The 25227-nt window shown below is 32.8% G+C and carries 24 protein-coding genes; 18 read left to right on the top strand and 6 right to left on the bottom strand.

Annotated features, from left to right (window positions below):
- Window positions 1-171: 171 nt before the first annotated feature.
- The 18 genes from DK858_RS16325 (at window position 172) to DK858_RS16240 (ending at window position 18316) form a co-directional block, all read left to right on the top strand.
- The gene (locus DK858_RS16325) at window positions 172-927 is read left to right on the top strand and encodes a helix-turn-helix domain-containing protein (protein ID WP_109398307.1); all 756 of its coding nucleotides are present in this window, start codon (window positions 172-174) and stop codon (window positions 925-927) included.
- Window positions 911-2629 carry a type III secretion system outer membrane ring subunit SctC gene (gene sctC / locus DK858_RS16320; RefSeq protein WP_109398306.1) on the top strand — a complete coding sequence of 573 codons (1719 nt, stop codon included), beginning with the start codon at window positions 911-913 and terminating at the stop codon, window positions 2627-2629. The genes DK858_RS16325 and sctC overlap by 17 nt, the downstream gene beginning before the upstream one ends.
- A 4-nt stretch (window positions 2630-2633) precedes the next feature.
- Window positions 2634-3722 (top strand): type III secretion system gatekeeper subunit SctW, encoded by a 1089-nt coding sequence (gene sctW / locus DK858_RS16315; protein ID WP_109398305.1) that lies wholly within the window; start codon window positions 2634-2636, stop codon window positions 3720-3722.
- 35 nt (window positions 3723-3757) lie between these two features.
- Window positions 3758-5854: an EscV/YscV/HrcV family type III secretion system export apparatus protein gene (locus DK858_RS16310; protein ID WP_109398304.1), complete on the top strand. Its 2097-nt coding sequence runs from the start codon at window positions 3758-3760 to the stop codon at window positions 5852-5854.
- A gap of 9 nt (window positions 5855-5863) precedes the next feature.
- Entirely contained in the window at window positions 5864-6277 is a 414-nt protein-coding gene (locus DK858_RS16305; protein WP_109398303.1) for an InvB/SpaK family type III secretion system chaperone, read from the top strand.
- 2 nt (window positions 6278-6279) lie between these two features.
- A complete protein-coding gene (sctN, locus tag DK858_RS16300) occupies window positions 6280-7581 on the top strand; it encodes a type III secretion system ATPase SctN (RefSeq protein WP_109398302.1) in 1302 nt (433 codons plus the stop codon).
- On the top strand, window positions 7565-8026 hold the full coding sequence (locus tag DK858_RS16295; protein WP_109398301.1) for a type III secretion protein: 462 nt from the start codon (window positions 7565-7567) through the stop codon (window positions 8024-8026). The genes sctN and DK858_RS16295 overlap by 17 nt, the downstream gene beginning before the upstream one ends.
- Window positions 8007-9314, top strand: coding sequence for a hypothetical protein (locus tag DK858_RS16290; protein ID WP_109398300.1), 1308 nt, complete (start codon window positions 8007-8009; stop codon window positions 9312-9314). Before DK858_RS16295 ends, DK858_RS16290 begins: the two co-directional genes overlap by 20 nt.
- Window positions 9314-10255 (top strand): FliM/FliN family flagellar motor switch protein, encoded by a 942-nt coding sequence (locus tag DK858_RS16285; protein ID WP_109398299.1) that lies wholly within the window; start codon window positions 9314-9316, stop codon window positions 10253-10255. The genes DK858_RS16290 and DK858_RS16285 overlap by 1 nt, the downstream gene beginning before the upstream one ends.
- Before the next feature lie 3 nt (window positions 10256-10258).
- On the top strand, window positions 10259-10918 hold the full coding sequence (locus tag DK858_RS16280; protein WP_109398298.1) for an EscR/YscR/HrcR family type III secretion system export apparatus protein: 660 nt from the start codon (window positions 10259-10261) through the stop codon (window positions 10916-10918).
- Window positions 10918-11172 carry a type III secretion system export apparatus subunit SctS gene (sctS, locus tag DK858_RS16275; RefSeq protein WP_109398297.1) on the top strand — a complete coding sequence of 85 codons (255 nt, stop codon included), beginning with the start codon at window positions 10918-10920 and terminating at the stop codon, window positions 11170-11172. The genes DK858_RS16280 and sctS overlap by 1 nt, the downstream gene beginning before the upstream one ends.
- Window positions 11173-11177: 5 nt before the next feature.
- A complete protein-coding gene (gene sctT, locus DK858_RS16270) occupies window positions 11178-11951 on the top strand; it encodes a type III secretion system export apparatus subunit SctT (protein ID WP_109398296.1) in 774 nt (257 codons plus the stop codon).
- Complete coding sequence (locus tag DK858_RS16265) at window positions 11944-13005, top strand: EscU/YscU/HrcU family type III secretion system export apparatus switch protein (protein ID WP_109398295.1); 1062 nt, start codon at window positions 11944-11946, stop codon at window positions 13003-13005. Before sctT ends, DK858_RS16265 begins: the two co-directional genes overlap by 8 nt.
- Before the next feature lie 148 nt (window positions 13006-13153).
- Window positions 13154-13660 carry a type III secretion system translocator chaperone SicA gene (gene sicA / locus DK858_RS16260; protein ID WP_109398294.1) on the top strand — a complete coding sequence of 169 codons (507 nt, stop codon included), beginning with the start codon at window positions 13154-13156 and terminating at the stop codon, window positions 13658-13660.
- A 1-nt stretch (window position 13661) separates the two neighbouring features.
- Window positions 13662-15929: a type III secretion system translocon subunit SctE gene (gene sctE, locus DK858_RS16255; protein WP_162556462.1), complete on the top strand. Its 2268-nt coding sequence runs from the start codon at window positions 13662-13664 to the stop codon at window positions 15927-15929.
- 22 nt (window positions 15930-15951) lie between these two features.
- Window positions 15952-16815 carry a type III secretion protein gene (locus DK858_RS16250; protein WP_109398292.1) on the top strand — a complete coding sequence of 288 codons (864 nt, stop codon included), beginning with the start codon at window positions 15952-15954 and terminating at the stop codon, window positions 16813-16815.
- Between the two features lie 99 nt (window positions 16816-16914).
- The gene (locus DK858_RS16245) at window positions 16915-17046 is read left to right on the top strand and encodes an IpaD/SipD/SspD family type III secretion system needle tip protein (protein ID WP_109398365.1); all 132 of its coding nucleotides are present in this window, start codon (window positions 16915-16917) and stop codon (window positions 17044-17046) included.
- Window positions 17047-17218: 172 nt separating this feature from the next.
- The gene (locus DK858_RS16240) at window positions 17219-18316 is read left to right on the top strand and encodes an IpaD/SipD/SspD family type III secretion system needle tip protein (RefSeq protein ID WP_109398291.1); all 1098 of its coding nucleotides are present in this window, start codon (window positions 17219-17221) and stop codon (window positions 18314-18316) included.
- Between the two features lie 98 nt (window positions 18317-18414).
- Here the strand turns inward: DK858_RS16240 and DK858_RS16235 are convergent, their stop codons facing one another.
- The 6 genes from DK858_RS16235 to DK858_RS16210 all read right to left on the bottom strand — a co-directional run bounded on the left by DK858_RS16235 (window position 18415) and on the right by DK858_RS16210 (window position 25119).
- Window positions 18415-20367, bottom strand: a complete 1953-nt coding sequence (locus DK858_RS16235; RefSeq protein ID WP_109398290.1) for a TonB-dependent receptor plug domain-containing protein — start codon at window positions 20365-20367, stop codon at window positions 18415-18417.
- Window positions 20368-20645: 278 nt separating this feature from the next.
- Entirely contained in the window at window positions 20646-21494 is an 849-nt protein-coding gene (gene modD, locus DK858_RS16230) for a ModD protein (protein ID WP_109398289.1), read from the bottom strand.
- The gene (locus tag DK858_RS16225; RefSeq protein ID WP_109398288.1) at window positions 21491-22315 is read right to left on the bottom strand and encodes a class I SAM-dependent methyltransferase; all 825 of its coding nucleotides are present in this window, start codon (window positions 22313-22315) and stop codon (window positions 21491-21493) included. The genes modD and DK858_RS16225 overlap by 4 nt, the downstream gene beginning before the upstream one ends.
- The gene (locus DK858_RS16220) at window positions 22302-23096 is read right to left on the bottom strand and encodes an ABC transporter ATP-binding protein (protein ID WP_109398287.1); all 795 of its coding nucleotides are present in this window, start codon (window positions 23094-23096) and stop codon (window positions 22302-22304) included. Before DK858_RS16220 ends, DK858_RS16225 begins: the two co-directional genes overlap by 14 nt.
- Window positions 23093-24091 (bottom strand): FecCD family ABC transporter permease, encoded by a 999-nt coding sequence (locus DK858_RS16215; protein ID WP_109398286.1) that lies wholly within the window; start codon window positions 24089-24091, stop codon window positions 23093-23095. Before DK858_RS16215 ends, DK858_RS16220 begins: the two co-directional genes overlap by 4 nt.
- Window positions 24088-25119, bottom strand: coding sequence for an iron ABC transporter substrate-binding protein (locus tag DK858_RS16210; protein ID WP_109398285.1), 1032 nt, complete (start codon window positions 25117-25119; stop codon window positions 24088-24090). Before DK858_RS16210 ends, DK858_RS16215 begins: the two co-directional genes overlap by 4 nt.
- Window positions 25120-25227 lie beyond the last annotated feature (108 nt).

The raw sequence follows: 25227 nt of genomic DNA, 5'->3' as shown, positions 1-25227 counted from the left end.
TATTTTGTAAAATATAAACTCGGTACTTTAATTATATATTTTTATCACTAATTATTGATGGTATTATTCGAAGAACATGCAAATCATAACACGTAAATTGTCTCTCGTTAACGATATTGTATCGTTATCTTTGTCATTTTTGAGTTGATTTATATTCCTGAGGTTTAAATTATGTTGATAAACGATATAAAGATAAGTGGTGATAAAAACATATTAATGGGTAATTCATTGTTTTTTTGTATTCCGCGGAATAATGAATCATCAATTAAAATACGAGATGGCCAATTTACAAAAATGATAAAAGGAAGTGCATTTATTTATAATGCTAAAAATAGTGATGTTGTTTTTCAATCTGATAATCAAAGTTGGAAAATAGAAAAAAGGTCTTTTTTTATCTGCGCCAGATTATTAGCCTTTATTGATTATGCTCGTGATTTTTCAAAAATGACAGCAATAGGCACTGAATTTGATATTAATCAGCAGATTTTTCATATAGAAAATAGAGAAGGATCATTAGAGTACATATTAATTAGCGAAGCTTTAAAAGAGAATAGCCAATTAGAACCTCTTTTTGTCACCATTCGCCATAGTGAAAGCTATTGGCTTGTATTACATCTCATCAGTTATTTAGATGAGAAAAAGAGTAATATTGCTCAAATTGGAGAGCGATATGGTGTATCAGGCACGCATTTTAGAAGGCTCTGTAAACGTTATTTAGGTAATTGTGGTAAGAGTCAATTACGTTCATGGCGAGCGGCATCATCGATTCTTACTACTTTATCAACAAGCGAATCGTTGACCCAAATTGCAGTAGATAATGGGTTTAGTTCTGCATCCCATTTTTCTAATGAAATAAAAACACTGTTTGGTATTACACCGACGGAATTCCGTCGAATTGGTCACCTACTTTATGAAAATAAAAAATAATATTTGCTGTGCTATTGGGCTATCAATTTGTTGTAGTTTAATTTTTCCTGTTCAAGGTGCAGAGGGGAAGGTTATCTACACACATCAGGTAAAAAAACCTGATATGTTTATTGCAGTTGATACACGTATCGAGCAATTTTTCTTTGTATTATCAGATAAATTAGATAAACCATTTATTTTAAGTAATGCTGTTAAGAAAAAACGAGTGACAGGAAATTTTGATATTTCTTCACCTCAGGATGCTTTTGATTCGATGGTGCGCAGAATGTCACTACTCTATTTCAATGATGGGGAATCTATTTATGTTTATGATAATAGTGAGATCCAACAAGAATTATTCCAAGTAAAAAATATTGGAATAACTGAACTCAAAAATTATCTTCAAGATGTAGGGCTATTTGATGCTCGTTTTCCATTACGTTCAGGGCAGGATCAGCGTACTTTTTATATTTCTGGACCTCCTGTTTATCTTAAATTAGTTAAAGCGGCTGCTGAGTATCTTGATAATGCGGTTCAGGAGCAAATTTATCAAAATATAAGTAATCAAGTACCAACAGGTAGTTCCCGTTATGGAGAGGAATTTGTGCAAGTATTTGCACTAAAAAATACCTTTGTACAAGATAGAACTTACTCTTTACGAGATGAAAAGATTGTATTGCCAGGTATTACAACAGTGCTTCAGCAGTTGTTTATGTCTCAAACAGGAGTACCAATAAAAAGCACTTATTCTTCAAGAAATAACCCTATAGAAAGGGAAGGTGATAGCTCACTACCTACTGATAATAATGAAAATGATTTATCAGCCACACCGATTATTACACAAATGGGGCAATATCATGTTGAATTGGTTCCTTTGCCTGCCGCAAATAGCTTATTAGTTAAAACCAGTCGAGAAGGGTTAGAATTAGTCAGTTCTTTAATTGAACAACTCGATAAACCTAAACGACAAGTTGAACTATCGCTATGGATTATTGATATTTCAAAAAATAAAGCGGATAGCTTAGGTATTGATTGGCAAGCTGGATATACCTCAGGCAATCACTCCTTCTCTTTTAATACATCAAGTTTAAGTGCTGCATCAGGTTTTAATTTCTTAGGAAAAATAAAAGCATTAACAGAAGACGGCGATGCCAAAATGGTTTCTCGCCCTATTCTATTAACTCAAGAAAATACTCCAGCAATTTTTGATAATAACACCACCTTTTATACCCAAATTAAAGGTGAGCGTGTTGCGACATTAGAATCAACAACGTTTGGGACGATGATGAGTGTATTGCCAAGAATTGGAGGATCTAATAAAGAAATTGAAATGATCATCAATTTGGAAGATGGGGCAGAAAAAAAAGATGATGCAGAAAAAGATGAGACGGTTGAACGTTTACCTGTAATTAACCGCACGAATATTAGTACTGTCGCGCGCGTTTCAGAAGGAGGAAGTCTATTAATTGGTGGCTATACTCGTGAAGATAATATTAATGCTGAAACTAAAATTCCCGTATTAAGTTCAATACCTTTGATTGGTGGATTATTTAGTTATAAATCAGACAATAATAAAAAGATGGTACGTATTTTTATGTTACAACCTCGTTTATTGGATAATACAGAAACGGATTTATCAGAATCCCTAAGCCAAGATCCATTTCAACCAATGAATAAAAAAACAACACAAGCATTGCAACAACTTCAAGCTTTTATGAGGTAATGTAATGATTGCACCAATTAACTCTTCTATACCGATTAGAGTGGAATCGAAAGAAAATAACGTTAGTCGCAAAAGTCAGCAAGAAACAGAATATAAGCAACCGAAAATTTCAGAAAAGCAAAATTACCAAAATCAATTAGCCGATATTGCTGATGATATGTCGATGGTTGCGACTCAATTTTCTCAACGTTATGGAAAGTGGTTAGATAAAAAAGCTAATCGGGGGAAAAGTACACTCTATATAACAGAAGAGGGTGCAGATAAAAAACTCGATAAAGTTTTGTTAATGTTTAAAAAATCAGGTCTAAGTCTTCAAGAACTTCTTGCTTATTTACGGCAAATGTTTCCTGATGAAAGCGATCTGGTGATGGTATTACGTGAGTTATTAAGAAAGAAAAAACTTGGTGCTCAGTTAGATGCTGGAATAGAAAATGAAATCGCTCGATTACTTGAGAGTGAAAATGCCAAGAATATTAAAGCAGGAATAAATATTGCCTTAAAAGCAAAAACATTTGCTAAATTATTATCATTAAATCCCACTGTACTACGAGATTTATATCGTAGTTATATTAATTTAGATATAGACCCAATTTATTTCTTTCAGATGTGGATGGAAGAATATGACGTTAAACAATGCACGATTATTTTGACATTTCTTTCTCAAAGTTTGTTATGTGATATGCAATCTTTAATGCCTAGTTGTGCTCAAAGTTCTGAATTTGGACAATTATTAGAACGAGTAAATAAATTAAGAGCATTATATGGTTTTATAGAATTAAATATGAATTTTTTTAAGAAAATAGAGTTACAGAATACCATATCAGAAAAACAACTTTATCAATTAATATTTTATGGAATGACATATCCAGAAGATATGAGTAAATATTTAATCTCACTATTATCAGGTGAATGGGGAAGTTTATTAATAACGGTAAAAATGAAGTTATTACAGGGAGTAAAAACCATGTTTAATAAATATCCAGAGAGCTTGTTTTTATCTGATGAGTTTAGGTTTGAGTGCCAAGTGATTATTCAAAAAATTATAGATGAATATATAAATATAGAAAGATTTTATTTAAGAAAATCAATATAAATATAATATTAAGCATGCTTTTATGGATATAAGTTATGGTTTATAAATTCCTTTCTGCCATTAGAAATCGTTCTGAGCTTATTGTATTAGCAATTATGGTTTTAGTGATCATGATGCTAATTATTCCGCTTCCGACTTACATCGTCGATTTTCTTATCGGGTTAAATATCACAATTTCTCTTTTGATTTTTATGAGTTCTTTTTATATTACCCGAATTTTAAATTTCATGACATTCCCAGCATTATTGCTGATAACCACTCTTTTTCGTTTAGCACTTTCTATTAGTACTAGTCGCTTAATTTTACTTGATGCTGATGCAGGTGAAATTATTACGTCATTTGGTGAATTTGTTATTGGTGAAAACCTAGTTGTCGGATTTGTGGTTTTCTCAATTGTCACTATTGTGCAGTTTTTGGTTATTACCAAAGGTTCTGAACGTGTTGCAGAAGTTGCTGCGCGTTTTTCATTGGATGGTATGCCGGGTAAACAAATGAGTATTGATGCGGATTTAAAATCCGGCATCATTACTAATGATGAGGTCAAAATAAGGCGTAAAGAATTAGGGCAAGAGAGTCAACTTTATGGTTCATTTGATGGTGCAATGAAATTTATTAAAGGTGATGCAATTGCTGGTATTGTGATTATTTTTGTCAATCTTATTGGTGGTATTTCTGTTGGTATGGCTCAAATGGATTTATCGATTTCACAAGCATTGCATACCTATACATTATTGACCATTGGTGATGGTTTAGTTGCTCAAATTCCAGCATTGCTTATCTCTATTAGTGCAGGTTTTATTGTTACTCGTGTTGGTGGTGAAAATAAAAACCTAGGTTTTAGCATAATGAATGAGCTATTAGCTCAAGACTTTGCTTTATTGGTGACAGCGATACTAGCATTTGTGATTGGTTTTTTACCTGGCTTTCCAACTCCAGTATTTCTTATTCTTTCTGCGATTATTAGTCTTTATTTTTTTAAAAAAAATAGGAGAAATAAAAAGAAAACCACCGCATCAGTGGTAACAGAAGAAGGCGAAAAAAATGAAGAGGGAGAAAGTAAAAAAGGACTTATTTCTAATCTTTTTTCAGGAAAGAAAGAGGAAGAAGAAAATGTTTTACTTACAGAAACGATCTCTTTAGAACAAGCAGAAACCTTACCTTTAATTGTCACTGTCTCAACGACGAAAAAAGATTACCTAACCAAAATTGTTTTTGATAAATGGCTTAAAAAAGAGTTTATTTTACAATATGGTGTTTTGCTACCTGACATTATGATCCATTATTCTGATGTAATTGAAGAAGATAGGATAATTATTTTAATTAATGAAGTAAAAGCTGATGAGTTTGATTGTCCATTCCCCCTTATTAATATAGAGGAACCTAATGATGAATTTTTCTCGTTAGGATTAAACTATATTGAAAAAGAAGACAATAAAATAAAAAGATATTGGGTGAAAGAAACAGAAAAAGAGAAACTTACCAAGTTAAATTATCAAGTTATTAAGTCAGAAAATTACTTTTATAATAAATTTTCATATTTAATGACATCCAATATTATCGAGTTTTTAGGTATTCAAGAGACTAAAAATATTTTGGATAAAGTCGAAGAGCGATCTCCTGAGTTAATGAAAGAGTGTTATAGACAAGTTTCTATTCAGCGTATTAATGAAGTTTTACAAAGACTAATACAAGAAAAAATACCTATTAGAAATATAAAGACAATTATTGGTGGTTTAGTACAATGGGGTGGAAAAGAAAAAGACCCTATATTATTAACTGAGCATATTCGTTCATTACTAGCTCGATATATAAGTAGTTTTTTTTCTAAAAATGGAAAGATTAATGTTGTTATATTATCTAATGAAATCGAAGAGATAATCCGTAGTGGGATAAGGCAAAGTTCTTCTGGTACATTCCTTAATTTAGAGCCTGCTGAGCTTGATCTTATTATGGAAAAAATGACAGTTGCTTTTGATGAAATTAAATATATTCAAAACTATGTTGTTTTAACGGCAATAGATATAAGACGATTTGTTAGAAAATTATTAGAGACGCAATTTTCACAGCTTTCAGTTTTATCTTATGACGAATTATCTTCAGATATGGAAATAAATGTTTTGCAATCTATTTAGGGGAAGAATATGTCTTGTGATCTAGCAGGTTTAATTATTGACTCCATGAGTGTTATAGGTCGTGATGATCTTTTTTCTGGTGGTAGATCTATCGATAATCATTCAACAATTACTATTAGTCTTGGTGAAATGCCCGATATTAATTTATTAACTGTCGATGATGTTCCTATGATTTGGTCTGTATTACGTGAATATGATGAAAATCAATTACGACAAAATAGCAGTGGTATTTTATTAGAGCAAATAAATACACAAACAGAGAGCTTTTATCCTGGTCAACCTGCTTTAGTGAAAGTGGAGTCTGATTTAGAACTGAGAGCTTCTTTTATGCCTGTTGCATTACAAAATGGTGAAACAATGGCAAAAGCGATTGATGAATTTTTTCAAGTTATGAATCAAATTTATCAGCAATTTATTAATTAGTAATGAACAAATTATTTTCAGCATTTCGTTACGCAGCTCACCCTACACGAATACAAGGAAATATTCTGGAGGTGATGCTGCGTGACGTTTTTATTGGTGAAATTTGCCAAATAAAAACAGGCATAGAAAATAAAGAAGCTGTTGGTGAAGCTATTGTTATTGGATTTCGTAATGGCATAACAATACTGAGTATGATGGGAAGTTCTCAAGGATATTCTTTACAGATAGTCGTAGAGCCGACAGGAAAATCTTTTTCGGTTGCATTAAATAGCAATGTATTAGGTAGCATGATTGATATCAAAGGGCACTGCTTATTAAGATTTGATAACAGTGAACCACCTGAAGAGACGTATAATGAGTTATTTCCTGTTGACGCAAACCCTCCATCATTTAGTGATAGGTTGCCTATTAACACACTTTTTCAATCAGGAGTACGAGCCGTTGATGGTCTATTAAGTTGTGGATTAGGGCAACGAATGGGAATATTTGCGAGTGCAGGAACAGGTAAAACCATGTTAATGAATATGTTTATCCGTTTTTCACAAGCTGATATTTTTGTTATTGGCCTAATCGGCGAGAGGGGACGTGAAGTCACGGAATTTGTTGAAGAGTTGAAAAGTGATAGTCGTTGCAAAAAAACAGTTTTGATCTGTTCTACTTCTGATCAGCCTGCGGTTGATCGCTGTAATGCTGCGCTTGTAGCAACAACGGTTGCAGAATATTTTCGGGAAAAGGGAAAACATGTTGTCTTATTTATTGATTCGATAACACGTTATTGTCGGGCATTACGTGATGTTGCGCTTACTGCGGGTGAATTACCCGTACGTAAAGGTTATCCCGCTTCTGTATTTGATAAGTTACCTGCAATCTTAGAACGACCTGGTGTGACTAAAATCGGTTCGATAACTGCTTTTTATACTGTTTTATTGGAGAGCGATGATGAACCTGATGCTATAGGTGAAGAAGTACGCTCTATTTTGGATGGTCATATTTATCTTTCGCGTAAAATTGCAGCATCTGGCCATTATCCTGCTATTGATATTTTAGGCAGTGTAAGTCGTGTTTTTCAACAAATTACGAGTGAAAAACAGCAACAAGCAGCATTAAAAGTAAGACAAATTTTAATGCGTTTACAAGATATTAAATTATTGCAAGAACTGGGTGAATATCATGTTGGCGATAACGCACTTAATGACGAAGCCGTCAATAAACAAGCTTTAATTGAACGTTTTTTAGTTCAATCCTTTAAAGAAAAAGCTGAATTTCAAGAAACTCAGGAAAAGCTATATGCGCTTACCTCTTGAACAGCAATCTCTTATTAATGCTGTTATTAAACGTCAACAAAAAATAGAAAAAAAACAGCACCAATATCAACAATTATTAATTGAAGCTGAAAATAAAAAAATAGAACAACAACAATTAGCAAATGCATTAAAAAATGAGATACCGGCTTATGAAAAAGCTGGTACTTATTCTTTTATTTCATTAAATCAACAGCGACGAAAACAAGCTATCGTTTTATCATCATTAAATATATGTCATGCCCAAATTAAAGAAATTGAAAATAAATTAACTCAATTACAACAAGATAAGATTGCTTTGCAAAAAGAGTATCTTGTAGCTGTTAAGAAACAAAAGAAAATGCAACGTTATTTTGATAGAAAACTGTTAGAAAAAACACTATATCTAGAACGTTTAGAACAGAATGAAATACAGGAGATGGCGTTGTATGAACAAAATAATATCTGATAGTATTAGGTTAACTCAGATTGCTTATAATGATGAGGTTCATTTTACAAATAATGAATCTCAACTAAAAACTATAACGTCTAAAAATCTACAAAATTTCAAAATTAAATTGCAGTTATTATCTCTTATAAGTAAAAAAGGCAATAGCGCAGAGAAAAAAAATGTTGGTAGTAAAAAAGAAGTCGCTGAAGTTATAGATAAAAAAGATGTTGATAGTAAAAAAGAAGTCGCAGAAGTTGTAGATAAAAAAGAAAAATTATCTACAAATAAAAATACCAAAGATGAGTTGGAAACGGATGGTGATGAGCTTAAAAATCTAGAAGGATTATTGCTCAACCAGCAAATAATGCAACCAGTTATCCCATTGAATTTAAAAAAACAGTTAATCAGTCAAGGTATTGATATAAAAAATAATAAATTAAAAAACACTATAAATTATATTGATAAAAATAGTAGAAAGGTAGATCTTAAAAGAGAATTGTCTACGCCTGATAGTAATATCACAAATAAAAAAATAAATATAAAACAAAAAGATAAAGAGTTTGTTGATAGTAAGGTTGATAAAAAAGAAAGTATAAATAAAATACTAAAAAAAAGTATGGTACCACACTTATCAAATACTGATTTCAAATATGGATTAGAATCAAAAAATAAAAATGAATTTATTCATTTTGAGGAAGAAAATCATAATTTTGATAGGGATTTAAATAAATTATCAAACTCAAAGAATAAATTAGATAATATATTAATAGAGGGTGTGCCACATCATGATCTCATAAAAGATGAGAATAATAAATTACCATTAAATAATAAATTAGGTCAGGATAATGATCATGTTTTGTTAGCCGATAATCTTAGAGAAAAGACGAAAAATAGATTAACAGAACAATTACAAGGTACAACGTTAATAAATACGGCTATGTCGTTATCTGATATAGCAAAATCACAGTTAACTCCTAAAATAGAAAACATGTTTTCTGGAAAGCAATTACTTAATTTACCAACATGGAATATTTTACATAAAACAGATGTTCTATTCTCTAAGCCTAATAATATAACTTATGTTTTTAAACGTTGGGGAAATGACAATCACCAAGTACAAATTCGTTTTGCGCTAGAAAATCAAATTCAATTAATTGCATCAACTGGACGAGTTTATCAAGCATCATTTGAAAATTTAAATCAGTATCAAGGTCGTTCAACACTATCTTTAGAAAATAATGAAAAAAATAGCTATAGGCATATTAATTCAATTGATGCAGATAAGCATAAAGAGGATGAATATTGATGAATACGCCATTAGAAAATGAAAATTATGAAGGCAGCGCAATGAAATATTTATCTGCATCATTTGATTCATTACCTACTGACATATCAAGCTATTATTTTCATATTAAAGGTGAAAATACATTAGCCACTTTTAGTGGGTTTATTTTAGTGGATACTGTTATGACTAAAATTTACCCCGAAAAAAATATCGATTGGACACAAGTTCCTGCATCTTATTTATGTGCTTTTTTATTAGAAAAATTCTCAAAAATTACACTTCCTTTTGCACAAGAGCCTATGTCTCTTAAGGTAAATAATGTCTGTTTGGGAAAGTCGGCTGACATTCGTTATCCTGTAGTTAATAGTGATATTGGTGAATTATTTATAAATGAAATTAATGGTAAATTTCAATGGATGAGCATATCAGAAAAGAAAATTGGTGCTATAGCTGATTTTTATTGGGGAAGTAGCCAAATTTCCCTTTCATTACTTAAAAGTGCATTACAAGGCGATATTTTATTAATTAAGACAGTCTCTCCAATATTAGTTATTGGGCAAAAGAAATGGATGAAATTTGAATGGAAAGGGGAAAATAGCGTGGAATTAAATGAAATGTTTGATCCTGAAAAAACCGATCTTGATGATTTAATTCAACTTCATCAAAAAAATGTTGATGACCATAATGATGATATTTTGCCAACTCTAGAGCATGATAATTCTGTCAATTTACAATCAATTAGCACCATTCCTGTTACTGTCTCTTTTTTATTAGCAAGTAAGACGTTATTGATAGAACAGATAGAAGCACTTGCGCCGGGTGATAAAATAGAGTTACCAGAAAATGCTTACCAAAATATTATTGTAAAAGTAAATGGCATATCTGTTGCATCGGGTGAGTTAGTTAAAGTTGGCGATAACTTTGCTGTTGAAATACAACGTTCTTTTTCAGCTCAAGAGTAATTTATGGATAGCCCAACAACCCTAATTCTGACGCTTGCTTTTGCAACATTAGCTCCTTTTATTATTGCGGCAGGAACATGTTATTTAAAATTTTCAATAGTATTAGTGATGACACGTAATGCACTTGGTGTTCAACAAGTTCCGTCAAATATGGTACTTAATGCGGTTGCATTGATGATGGCGCTATTTGTCATGACGCCAATTGCTAAAAATAGCTATCAGTATTTAGTTGATGAACCTATTAGCATTACATCACCAGAATCATTAGAACGCTTTTCTGATGAAGCATTAGGTGAATACAAGCGCTATTTATATCGTTATTCAGAGCCAGAATTACTTGAGTTTTTTGAAAAAGCGCAGGGAAATAGGCCCGAAAGCCAAGGTGATAGTGAAAATATTGAAAATTCTTTACTCTCATTATTACCTGCTTATGCATTAAGTGAAATTAAATCTGCATTTATTATTGGATTCTATCTCTATCTTCCCTTTATTGTTATTGATTTGGTGGTGTCTTGTATTTTATTAGCATTGGGGATGATGATGATGAGCCCTATAACGCTATCAGTACCATTAAAACTTATTTTATTTATTGCAATGGATGGTTGGACTTTATTATCAAAAGGATTGATTAATCAATATCTTGATCTTATGGCGGTAAGCTAATGGATATGGTCTATGCAGCAAATAAGGCAGTTTATCTGGTTATTTTGCTTTCTGCAGGTCCGATAGCAGTAGCAACTTTTGTTGGCTTAATTATTGGTTTATTACAAACTATTACGCAAGTTCAAGAGCAAACATTACCTTTTGGAATAAAGTTAGTGAGTGTCTTTGTCTGTTTGTTGATCTCGATGGGCTGGATGGGCGATAAAATATTAGTCTATGCAAAAGAGATGCTAGTTATAGGATTATCTGGATAAATAACATGTTGATACTATTTGGGTATTTACAAGTTTATTTGATCGATCTGCTACTTTTAGTTGCTCGCTTATTTCCTGTCTTTATGTTTATCCCTTTTCTTAATAGCCGAGTATTAAATAGTCAGTTATTGAAATACATTATCGTATTTTATGTTGCAATGGGAATAAAAGCCAGTATTCCTATTACTGATGATATTAGAGAGAGTTGGGGGATTATTTTAATTAGCGAGTTAGTGGTTGGTATATTAATTGGATTATTAATAGCGACCCCCTTTTGGATTGCGTCAGCATTTGGTGAATTTATTGATAATCAACGAGGTGCAAGCATTGGTGATACTATTAATCCAACGACAGGTATTGAATCTTCTGAATTTGCTTCTTTAACTGGGTTATTTTGTGTTGCCTATTTTATGAACACAGGTGGCTTAGTTATTTTAATGGATACTTTAAAAGACAGTTATGATGTCTTTCCTATCGGTTATTTTAATCAAAATATTGGCTACTCTTTTATTGGTAAATGGCTAACTGATATGGTAAGAGCTGCGATCGTGCTTGTTTCACCTGTACTTATTATTATGTTTTTAAGTGAAGTCGCATTGGGTGTTTACTCTCTATTTTGCCCACAACTTAATGCTTTTTCTTTATCATTGTGTATTAAGGGGGTCATAGCATTTTCTGCGTTGCTCCTCTTTTTTGCTTCAGCATTAACAAATGAATTATCTGAATTTTTTAATAACAGATATTTTTATGAGTTATTTATGAGAATTTATCATGGCTGAAAAAACGGAAAAACCAACCCAGAAAAAACTGGACGATTCATCTAAAAAAGGCCAAAGCTTTAAAAATAAAGAGCTAACTTCTGGGTTAGTCTATATTATTGGTATGATGTATATATTTCATCAGACTGATTTCACCGAGTTTGTTCATTTTTACCAATCACTTTTACTTCATCCTACTAATATTACATTAAAAAGTTATATTGAAGTGATATCAAAAATATTTTTTGATATCATTTTGCCAATATTAGTTGTAACTGCATTAGTTGGCACAATTCCTTCTTTGTTTGAATCGCGTTTTAAATTGGCCACAGAGGCAATAAAACTAGATTTAACTCGTATCAATCCCATTTCTGGATTTAAAAAAATATTTAGCTTAAGAACTGTTAAGGATTTTATAAAAACACTACTTTTTATCGTAGTATTTGTCATTACTTGCTATTTATTTATTGTTGTATATGGACGAGAAATATTTTTATTATATCGTTCTGGATTAAATCAAGTTATTGATAAATGGGGTTCGCTAGTTGTTAGTTTTATATTTGTTTTTTTTATATTGTCTTTACCTATTCTTATTTTAAACATTATTACAGATTTCTTTCTGTTCTTAAAAGATATGATGATGGAAAAGCATGAGGTTAAACAAGAAAATAAGAATATGGAGGGCGATCCCGAAATAAAATCAACACGTAAACAGTTACATCAAGAATTACTTGATGAACCGATGAAGAAAGTGATTAGGGATTCTTCTGCAGTCATTGTTAATCCAACCCATGTGGCTGTTGGGATCTATTTTGATCCTGATAATGGCATTATGCCATTGGTTTCATTGAAATGTATTAATGCAAAGGCATTAGCCGTTAAATCCTATGCAAAAAAAGTAGGTACGCCTGTTGTAAGATATCCTGAATTAGCCCGGAAGATTTATCATAAATATCATCTTTTTGAAGTTATGATGGATCAGGATTTATTAGATATTATGGATATTTTAATTTGGTTGAAGAGAATAGAAATCGATGGAAGATTAAGAGAAGAGATGGATTATATAAATGAATAAATGCTTTTTATTTTATAAATATAAAAAAATATAAAAAAAGATAATTCATTTTTATAAATAGTGGCGTGTGTTTTATTAAAGTAATTGAACGAAAATTATTCTATGATTTTATTATTAATTATTCATCTAAGATGAAAGGATTAACACGATGTCAATATATGAAAAAATGTCAGAAAAAGAAATTGATCAATTAGCAAGCTATATTGTTTCTATTGTTCAAAATGGGACAACACTTAAGGATGAAAGCGCTATTCCAGAAGGGTTTATGGAAGGAATCTACTCATTTGCTTATGACTTCTACCAGAAGGGAAAGCTGGATGAAGCCGAAGCTATTTTCAAGTTTTTATGTCTTTATGATTTTTATAATGTTGATTATATCATGGGATTAGCTGCAGTTAATCAATTGAAAAAACAGTACCAAGCAGCAGTTGATCTATATGCTTTAGCTTATTTAAATGCAGATAAAGATTATCGCCCCGTATTTTATGCAGGGCAGTGTAACTTGTCTTTAGGGGAAAAAGAGAAAGCAAAATATTGCTTTGACCAAGTGGTTAAAAATATTAATGATAAAGCAATAAAAGAGAAAGCAATAGTTTATTTAGAGTCATTAAAAGATATACCTCTTATCGTCATCGATGAAAGTAAGGATGAGTAATATGAATGGTAAAGTTAATAATGATATTATTTATGAACGAAAAATTTCCACTTTCTCACCTTCTAAGGAGGTTGAGAAAGTTAATAAGCAGAGTGTAAAACAAGCTCAAATAATTAATACTGTTACTAATGAAAAGTTAATTAATGATGTCGTTTTAAAAGATAAAAATAGTTTTGAATATCCTGTTCTAAGAGCACCTATAGAACAAGAAGAAAATAGTAAAAAAATAGATACTAAATCTGATTTAAATTTTAATATCAAAACAGCCGCAACACAAGAAGACAAGGCACAGCCATATCCTCAAAAAAAAGAAACAGAGAGAGAATATGTATTAAATAGCCCCGTTGAGGCAAATAGAAAAGAGGAGATTTTAGCCAATCAAAAGCACCTATATGATGATTGTAAGTGTGGTGTAAACCAAAATTCTATCAATATCAATCTTACTATAAAAGAACATCCGAATTTATCTACTGAGTCAAGCTTTTCCCCTCCGAAAGGAACAAATACTTACCTCTATCTACAACTATCATATCAAAATTTAATAAATAAAAGTATCTTAGATAAATTAAAAGATATTGATAATATTGATTATTATCTAGATAAATTAGATAGATTATCTCAAGGTGTTAATGGGCTAAAAAATGATTATCAATCTATTTTAGATGATATGAATAATTATAAAGAAGCTTATATTGATTATTGGATGGAAATCTATAATCAAATTAAGGTTAATAAGTTTAAAACTAAAGATGAAGTTATTAATTTTTTAAAAAATAAAAATATTCCTGATGCTGTTATTAGCAAATTACTTACTAAAAAGATTAAAACTAGAGAGGAAATGGAGGTTTTTCTTAAAGATAAATTTCCTTTTATGCGCTTACCTGATAGCACTAAAGATTATACTTTAGCGGATATTAATAAATTAGCTAATTTATTAGCTAATTTTTTAGATGAAGCATTTAAATATATACCAAATGTTTCTATGAGCAATGATAAGCTTAATTCTATTACATTTCATAGAGATGAATTAAATTCATTAATTAATAAAAAGCATGATGAGTCAATTAATAGTAGATTAGATAGCGCACAAGATATTTATCTTAAGCTAACAAAATCGCAAAGTAAAATAGAGCTCGAAGTTGTATCACATGTACTAACGGGAATGGCTTTATTAACTTTTTTATTAGCTAAATTACGAGAGTTAACATTAAGAGTCACCTTACAACGTGTTCGGGGTGAACAGAAAATATTTAATGATATTCAGGAAGTGACCACTAAATCATTAAAACAAAAAATTGAAGATCAAAAAACTCAACTTGAAAAGAAAAGAGAAACTGACTTTTGGGGGGGGATTGCTTTAAAGATATTGGGTGCTTTATTAACACTTATTGCGGGTGCCGTTGCTATTTTTACAGCGGGTGCTTCATTAGTTTTGCTTGGTGTTGCTGTGGTGATGATGGTAGCCAGTGTCTCTTTAACAGTTGCTGATGAAATTTATCAAGCGATAACTCATAAATCGTTTATGGAAGAGGCAATGGCTCCTGTTACAAAGGCGGTAAGTGAACTTGTCGATAAACTTGTTGATGCTATTACCGATGAACTCGTGGCTGAATTTCAAACTGCATTTTCTAATATTTTATCGAAATTTGGTGTAAGTAAAGAAGCTATTGAAGATCTTATGAAAAAAACTAAAAATGAAATGACAGAGCGGATAAGAATGGTAGTAAAGTCTGTCGTTGCTATTGGACTTTTAGCGGGAAGTATTGCATTAAGTTTTGTTGCTGGTCCAGCGGGTAATGCGGTGACTAGTGTCGCTAAAAAGATTTTTACTGAACAAGTTAAAATGATATTAAAGAAAATATTAAATACTTATCTTGAAGCTATGTTAGGTAAAATGGTTAAAGAAATAATTATAGAAGCATTAAAGAATCTTTTAAAATCAATAGTTAAACTATTAACTAAAGATCTTGCTGCTTTTGGATTAAATGCTTTGAATAGAATGCTTTTAATATCAAGATTAATTACTGCTACAGTTGAAAATATTATTAATATATATACAGCGACCATTACCAATGCAATTATTAGAGCCATTGCAGATTCTAAAAAGTTACAAGTTATATTAGATATAATCCAATCTCTAATAGAGAAAATTATGGATAGTTATCACGAACAAGTAGACACATTAACTGAAATGTTGCAGAGCATGAGTGATAATTTATCTATAAGTAATAAAACTCGAGCACTTATTGTAAAAAATATGAATATTTAATTTATTTTATAGGAGTAATATTATGGTTTCCAATATAAGTAATAAATATGATAATGTATTTTCAATAAAAAAACAGTTAGAAAATGGTATTGATAATATTGATAATGTTAAGAAAAACACTGAAACTAATAATAATTTAATGCTTGATAATAGAAGTAGAAGGAGATCAAATGAGATAAATGAACGAATTGAAAGAAAAGAATATCAGGTTTATATTGAAAATCCTAAGATAAGGGAGCCAAAAAACAAAGCAAATTATCAATATTTAACTATTGAATTACAAAAAGATAAAACTGTAAAGAAAAATAATATAATAAATAATAGTATTTTTAATTTTCTTTCTAAAGAAATGATAAGTATTATTAACTTAATGATTGATTATCTAATAGCTATGATAAAAAAATATGAGTCATCAAGAAAGTTAGGCAATGTGTTTATGTTAATGCAATTGAGTTACGCTAATCAAATAAAAGATGATTTATATAAAAAAGCGAACCTTGTATTTTCTGCTGCTATTTCAAGTGCTACTGTTTCTATGGCCATTCATGGCATTGGTGCTTTTACCTCAATAAAAGGATTAGGTAAGGCGAAATTATCAGGTGAGACAAATAACAAGATTATGATTCAAGGTTCATTTATTTCATCCATGGCAGACCCTGTATCAAAAATAGTTGATAGTTCTATTCAAAATAATGCATTACGTATGGACGGTGATATTAAGGTATTAGAAAATTCTATTCATGCCGCAGGGCAATTGGATAGTAATAATTCAGAGATCCAACGCGAAGCCTTAGATATTATTAAAACGTTAATACAAGCAATGGATGCAATTATTCGAGCCAATCAAGATACGGCTTCAACGATTTCTAGTAATGTAAGAGGTTAATAGTGGTAAACCCAACTAACTATGATAAAAACTATAAAATAATAATCTTTATTTAAATAAAAGTAATTTAAAAGATCACTAGATGCATTAGGAAAAAGGATAAATACCAATCTCAATGAACTTTCTAAAAAATACAGTGCTGCAAATAGTAATTATGGTTACTTTGTAAAAATAGTCAGTAGTACAATGAATGTACTACTAGAAATGGCAAAAGAATTTTTACGTTTTTAATAAATAGATAGCATTATAAATTTATAATTATACTGAAAATATTCAATTGTTTTGACTTTAAATCAAGTAATAACTTAACTAAAAGTGCTGATACTTAATTTTTTATGGCTTTATATATAAATTTATAATTTATAGAAAGCCACTTATTTTATTTAAAGGTAAGAGGTTAATTATGGTCGGTCATGTAATTGATAATTTTAATATTTTTGAAAAAAATAAAAAATTATTAACGGGAACTAATCTTTACGAAAATAGCTCTTATGTTGTTGATAAAGAATATGATCAGCTAATGCCCGAAAAATTTAACCAAGAAGCTATTAGAGTTAAAGAGAAATTCCAAAATGAAATTAATAAAATTATTTCAATATCATCATCATCTACTTGTTTTGTTAATCATTATTCTTTAAAAGAAGAAGAGATTATTAATAAAAACAAATATGCAATAAATACTAACAATGCCAGAATACTAGAGAAAGAGATATCTCAAATTCAACAGATGGACTCTCAAGTTAATAGCAGAAGTGACTCTAATGCTAATTCATTGCATGATTTTTTTAAAGAAGTCAAAGATTCTATTGTCACAGGTAAAAATGATTACTTAGATGTTTTAAAAGATGTTTTTTCTAATTATATGAAGTTTGTTAATGAATTAAGAGAGATATTAGCAAGTATTAGCCAATATGTTAGTGCAGGAAGTGATGATAACCATATTAACTTTAAACGAAAAGACTTTTATAAAAAAATAAAAGATTTTATTGATAAATATAGTTCTCGTTTCAATGAAGATCTTTATTTAGGGAGTTTTGTTTTCAAACAAGATAGTGATGGTCATTTTTATCGTGAAATTAACGGCGAAAGAATATATGCTAATGGAATTATGGTACCTATTGATGCCATAGAAGATTTATTAAAGGAGATTAAAGGTGGCAAGGTTAGTATAAATCAATTATCCAGCCAAGATATGGAATATGAAATTCACTTCAAGGTGGATTTGTCTAGTTTTAATAAATTATTAGATTTAGTATTGGATGGAACATCAGAGGATGAAATTAATAAAGCCTCTGATGGTTCAGATGTTAAACTTTTATCATCGGAATTTAATTTGCTCAAAAATGGTATAGATGCATTTGAAAAAAATATAAATACTAATCTTGATGAGCTTTCTAAAAAATATAGTGCTGCAAATAGTAATTATGATAATTTTGTTAAAATAGTTAGTAGTACCATGAATACCTTATTAGAAATGGCAAAAGGATTCTTACGTTTCTAATTTTTTATAGAGTAACGTAATGGAAATTAAAGTTTATTTATGGATAAAAAAGAGCTGATATTAAAATAAACATCAGCTCTTACATCGATAAAAATAAATTAGAATTTATATTCAACGCCTAACCAGTAATTACGACCATCTTCCATATAACCCTGAGTATATTCATAAGATTTATCGAATAGGTTATTGATTGATGCATTAGCAGAAATGCCATACCCCAAATCATAATCTAAACGTAGATCTGTTTTTGCATAGCCGGCCAGCTTGTCATCTTCATCAATCCGGTTATAAGTCCAACCTTGTGCTTCTTCCATAACGGTAAAGCGAACTTGTTCAACTGGAATAAATGTTATCCACATATAGGCTTTATGTTTTGGTAAGCCTTCAATGTGTTCGATCTGTTTCGGGTCACTATGAATATAACTATAGTTTAAGCCAAGTTCTAACCAATCTGTCACGTTACCTTTGGTGCCTAAATCTAAACCAATATAGTCAATACGTCCGCTATTTTGGTTTTGGAAGAAAGCTGTACCATTGCGATAAACAGTATGTGCCATAATTGCATCGCTGATACGATTGTAGTAAAGACTCGTCTGATAACCCCAGTTATCGGTAATATGACCGTTATAGGTTAAATCGAAAGATAAAGCGCGCTCAGGATTTAAATTAGGATTAATAATCCCTTTTGAGCTATCTTTCGGTTTTTCAGTCGTGTAACGTTCTTTTTGGGTAGGGAAACGGCTACGATCAGAAACAGAGAAACGAATGCTATCATTATTCGCTAATGAATATTTAGCCATCATCTCCCAGTTAAAGGCAGTTTGTTTATTATCATCAGCACCTTTGTCGGTATCAACACTATCACGCCAGTCATAGCTAATCGCACCCACAAAATCTAAATCGTTAGTCGCCACCCACTGATATTCAGAGGCTAAAGACCATGTTCTGTCTTTATAACGTATCCAATCACCATTTCTCTTTTTTTGAGAGCGGTGAACATCATCTTTCCAGTGTGTCGCAAAAGAGAGTAAATCATTTTCGCGAGTATCAATGCCTAACTGTAATGCGGCACCTGTGCTGTAGTCATCATAATGACTATAGTCAACATCGTTGCCTTTTTTCGGATACATATAGAGAGTGTTTTCAAATTTGTCGTGATAAGCGCGGCTTTGTAGATTAATACCATCGGTGATTTGAGTAATACCGCTATAGTAGTAGCTCTCTTTGTTGTAATCTGGCCATGCCCAATACTTATATTTACCTTTTGCATTAATAGAGGTATTAGGCGGGCTATTTTTTTCACCCTCTTGTTTTACATAAGTTAGGGTATATTCGTCAGAAGGACGAGGTGTCCAACCAACTTTGATCATGCCACGTTTATCATCAGTTGCTGAATTATCACGACGTCCATGAGTTCCAGCTACTGCATTATTTTCATCAGCGCCGGGGATTGGAGTAAAACGTTGTTTTAATTGACTTCCACTAATTTGAATAAAGCCTAAATCATTTCGAGCACCTAAACGTGCACTCATGTTGTGTGCATAATCAGCACCACGAGCAAAGCCTTGAGAATAGGCAATACTGCCTTCTAACGGTTTTTTCGGTGTTGCTGTTGTGATATTGATAGCGCCCCCCATTAAGTTAGGGCCTTGTAGTAATGACGTGTAACCTTTATTAACTTCAATGCTTGCCAGATCGTTGGTGGTAAAACGAGCCAAGTCTAAGTTGCCATCATAAGGTACATAAGTAGGAATACCATCAAAGAATATTGGTATTTGGCGGCTATCAAAGCCACGTACTTTAATGGTGTATTCATTACGGTTACCTGATTTTTGCATAACAACACCAGGTAATGTTGCAATAGCTTGTGCTGCATTCACTTTATTTTGTTCAAGCATCTGCTCTTGCGTTAACACATCTGGATTTGCCGCTATTGGGCTACTCCAAACAGTTAATAAGTCAGGTGTTGATTGGCCATAAGTGGTATCAGCAAGCGCAATATTTGGTAGTAGGGCGAAAGATAAGCAGTAGCATAGAGGTTTTAATTTCATTATTCCAATCTCAAATTATGTAATCATTATATAATTATTTATATAACGGTTTGCGTAAAAATAAATGAATAAAATGAGCACTTACTTATAAGTGCTCTGCTTATTTATAAAACAAATTGATTACGTTGAAAGTGACTCAAGTACGGCGAAGCATTCCACTATGTCGACACTACCGTCTCCTTGTAGCTTACTTCACTTTGTTTACAACGTGCATTTTCTTTGCTTATTATTGATTAAATTTGTAAACACTTACTTACATGTAATTTGTTATTTTTTATTTAATTTTTTGGATACAAACGAACTTTAATATCTGCCGGTGGAGCATAATAAGGCGCAGACGTTACCATTAAAGTAATACCTGTCCGTGCATAATTTTCTATCGTATTGAGGTTAATACCACCAGCTACAGATAAGTGACAATGAGGTGCGATTTGAGGCGCTTCTTGTTGTAACAGTGAGATATCTTCAATCGAAAATTTATCTAACTGTAAAATATCAGGCTGTGCTTTTAACGCTTCTCTTGCTTGTCCAATATCATCCGCTTCCACAACAATACATTTTTCAGGTGCCGCTTGGCGTAACTGCTTAACGTGTTGTGCCCAATTATCAGGCTCTGATAGAAATCGGCGATGATTAGCAAAGAGTAAAATAGTTTCAGAACAACCTTGGCGATGAATAATACCACCACCAGCGAGTACTGCTTGGGTTGCTAGTAATTTGGTATTAGGGATATTTTTACGAGTACACGCAATTTGCCCTTGAGGTTGATAGCGGTGATAGATTTCTAGCATTCTTGCCATATAGTCACTAACGCCACAACTCCACTCCAATACGTTTTGTACTACTTTCCATCCTTGGTGTAGTGCATCAGCAGGGCCTTCGGCAGTGATTAAGCAATCACCATTATTAGCAAAATCACCGTCTTGTAGATGTCTTGTGACTACTAATCCTAATTTTTCTAATAAACGGCAACCTAGCGTGATCCCACTGACACAACCCGCTTCACGGCGTGTAAATGTCATTGTACCGATGTGATCACCAATATTGAGCGCTCGACTAGTGAGGTCGCCATATTGGATATCTTCCATCAATAAATTATCAAGAAAGGCATCAGGATAATAAATCATAGGGTTAACTCACTTTCAGGGACGACATCCCAAGAAACCATCGCCCAATCACGAGTGGGGGAAATCAGTGAAACACCCCTTGCAATGCTTTCATGATAGTAATGCGTTAGGCGTACTATTTCGTCTTCGTTTAAAGGCCCTACAGAGAAGTTGATGCCTTCAATAAATTGCTCAAGGTTTTTGAAATTACTCTGACAATTACGGCTACGGATATAATCCACTTTAGGGTTGATCCCCATTTGGTTCAGCATATTCACTGCATAAATATACGTCGGAAGAGTAGGAACATCTCGACCCAGTAAGCGAATAATACGTTGATCAACAAAGGTTGGTGAAACCGTGTGAGTAGTATAAACACGTAGTTTAGCTTGACGATTAAGCTTTAAGAGCGCAGTTTTTAAATCCATCACTAATGTTGAGCGTGAAGCAACGGCGATATCACAACGAGGAAGATCATCCCAACTATCTTCCCATGAACAAGTGATAAATTCAGCGTGGTTGATACCCGATTGTTCAGCTCTGCGTTTAGCGACAGTTAACATGCCTGTACTGTAATCAATACCAAAGATTTTTTTGAATTTGTCTGCCACATGAAGGCTGATAGAGCCCGGGCCACAACCTACATCTAATAGGGTTTCAGCATCGGTAAAATCCATCATTTCACGAAATTTTATTAAATAGGGATCATTAGGATTGGCACAGGTTTCTGCCATCTTTTCAGCTCGTTTATCCCAATGTTCAGGCTCTTTTTTAGTTCTTTCTGCCTGTATCATATGGTTTTTATAAAGTTCAGCAAAATCAGTGGTTTCAATAGTATTCATATTCTTGCCTATAGCCATTTTTATTATCAGAGTAGGCGTGAAAATGCGCCTGAATATCTGTTGGTTGTACACCATAAAGGTGCGCTAAGTTTTCGGGTGTTAGCAAAACGTTAGGACTGTTTTGTAAAACAGGGGTATGAGGTGTCAGTAAAATAACATCATCTGCTAAAGAGGCCGCATGTTGAGGGTGATGTGTAGACATAAACACACTGATCCCTAAAGCCTTTAATGCCTTAACTTGGGTAAGCAGTTTTATTTGATTACCAAAATCAAGGCTTGCTGCAGGTTCATCCATAATCAGCAACTTAGGTTGTTGTATCAATGCGCGTGCAATTAATACCATCTGTTTTTCACCGCCACTTAAAGTATCAAAAGTTCGTTGTGCAAGATGAGAAAGTGAAAGCATTTCTAAGGTTTCCATTGCCATTGCTTTATCTTGTGAGCTAGGCATAGAGAAAAAGGAGATATGCGCCCCTCGCCCCATCACAACCATATCGATAACATTGAACGAAAAGGGGATATGTGTGGCTTGAGGAACATACGCCACCACTTTAGCAAGTTCTGTTGGTGACCACTCACTTAGTGTTTTACCCGCAATATGAATCTGACCATCAATACAGGGTATTAGCCCTAACAGCGTTCGCATCAACGTCGTTTTGCCACAACCATTGGCGCCTAATAAGCAGATGATTTGCCCTTGCTCGATATGGAATGAGAGATCTTTAATTAAGGTTTTGCCTTTATAGCCAATGGCGAGCTGCTTTGCATTAGCAATGATCATGAGCCTTTCCTCGTTCGAAGTAATAACATTAAGAAGAATGGCGCACCAATGGCAGACGTTAAAATACCTAATGGAAGTTCAATATTGGCAATTGTACGGGCTAATGTGTCCGTAATTAACAACATGATGGCTCCCACAAGTAAGGAAACAGGGAGTTGTTGGCTGAAGTTGGCACCCACTAACAATCTTGCAATATGGGGAACAATTAAGCCGAGCCACCCAATAATACCTGCAATAGAAACTGCACTTGCGGTGATTAATGTGGCTGACAAAATAAAGATAAGTCGAGTGACTTCAACGTTTAAACCTAACGCTCTCGCTTCTTCGTCAGATAAACTGAGTATATTCATACGCCAGCGTAATAAAATGAGTGGAATAAAACCCACTAACATTAAAGGGGCAATCGAAATTAAATCAGAAGCGGTAATGGTTGAAAGCCCACCCAAAAGCCAAAAGGTAATTGAAGGTAATTGAGTATAAGGATCGGCGAGAATTTTCATTAATGAGATTGCTGAGCCACACAATGCACTAACAGCAATACCAACCAACACAAGGGAAAGTACCGGATCGTGTTGTTTTGCAAGCCTCGCAATAAAGTAGACTAGAGCAACGGTGGCTAAACCGCCAGTAAAGGCAAAAAGTTGAATAGACAACATTGATTGTCCAAGAAAAATACCGAACACGGCACCTACGCCAGCACCGGAGGATACCCCAAGAATATCCGGTGATACCAAAGGATTACGGAACATTCCTTGATAAGCAGCACCCGCAATCGCCAGTCCTCCACCAATTAAGATTGCCGCTAGAACGCGAGGAAATCTGATTTGCCAAAAGACGGTTTCAGTACGGTTATACTCTATATTGCCGGTAAATTTATTACTTATCAGAACCCACAGTTCATTAGTAGTAAGTGAATACTTACCACTAGTGATTGCAATTAACGCAACGATAGAGAATACCGCAAATAAAAGCGTGATACGTAAGGTTTGACTCATGAATACTCCAACAATTGCTGACATTGTTCAGCACTTAATTGCGTATGGTAAAAATGAGCAAAGTAATTTTGTAGATCTTGAGTGGCTTGTTTTTCTATTCGAGAGTCAAAATGGCTCTGTAAGCGACGCATTCCCATTAAACGATTGATACCAGGAGGGCCATCTAACCAACCAAATGGTAGGCCTTTAAACAGCAACACATTGTTATTTTTAACGGCTTGAACGCTTTTCCATACAGGATCTTGCCTAATTTGTTGATAGGCATTTTCATCTTGTGTGATGATAATTTCAGGATCCCACATTAATAATTGTTCTGGTGAAACATCCGTTAATCCCGTGAAATTAGGAATATCTGCCACATTTTCAAAACCTAACATTTCAATAGCTTCGGTATGTATAGATTGCCTTGCGCCTGTTTGTAACCCTTTTGCACCGCGAGCAAGATAAAAACGAGGAGCTGTTTTTTGTGTGGATGCAAACAAGGTGGCATCACTAAGATACTGTTCTGCAATGAGTGCTAATGTTTCGGCTCTTTCTACAACATCTAATAAAGCGCCTGTTTGACGTAACTGAGCTGGGCTATCTTTTAATGTGCCATCAATTAATACATAAGGTACACCTGTTTGATCGGAAACACGTTTTGCTAATGAACGATAGGTTTCATCGACATTACCACTATCAATAATGATATCGGGTTCTAATGTCAGTAAAGCTTCTAAAGAAAGAGTACTTCCTCGTCCTGACAAACGCCCTAAACGGGGTAATTTGCGCAGTTCGTCTGAAAATAAAGGACTTTTTTCTAAATTAAGTGAGGAAAAACCCAATAATTTTTCAGGTGCTAATGCGAGTAACAATTGATCAGTAGGAGGTCCTGCACTTATCACGCGATTGATTGCGGTTGATACTGGAACATGACCAAATTGAGCTGCAATACGTGAGGTTATTGCGGCTCTTACAGAATGCGGAAGTGCTGATAATGTTGCAAGGGTTGTGAGATAAGTTAGAAATTGTCGTCTACGGATCGCCATAAGTTCACACTGTTTATTGTTTTATATTGGTATCGTTATTTCATTTATTATATAGCGAAGAATACTATATTTCCTTTGGCTTAAGTCAAGGGATCATCAGTCAAAATC

The organism is Proteus faecis, assembly GCF_003144395.1.
Lineage (GTDB): Bacteria > Pseudomonadota > Gammaproteobacteria > Enterobacterales > Enterobacteriaceae > Proteus > Proteus faecis.
This window is presented reverse-complemented; position numbering and strand designations above follow the sequence as displayed.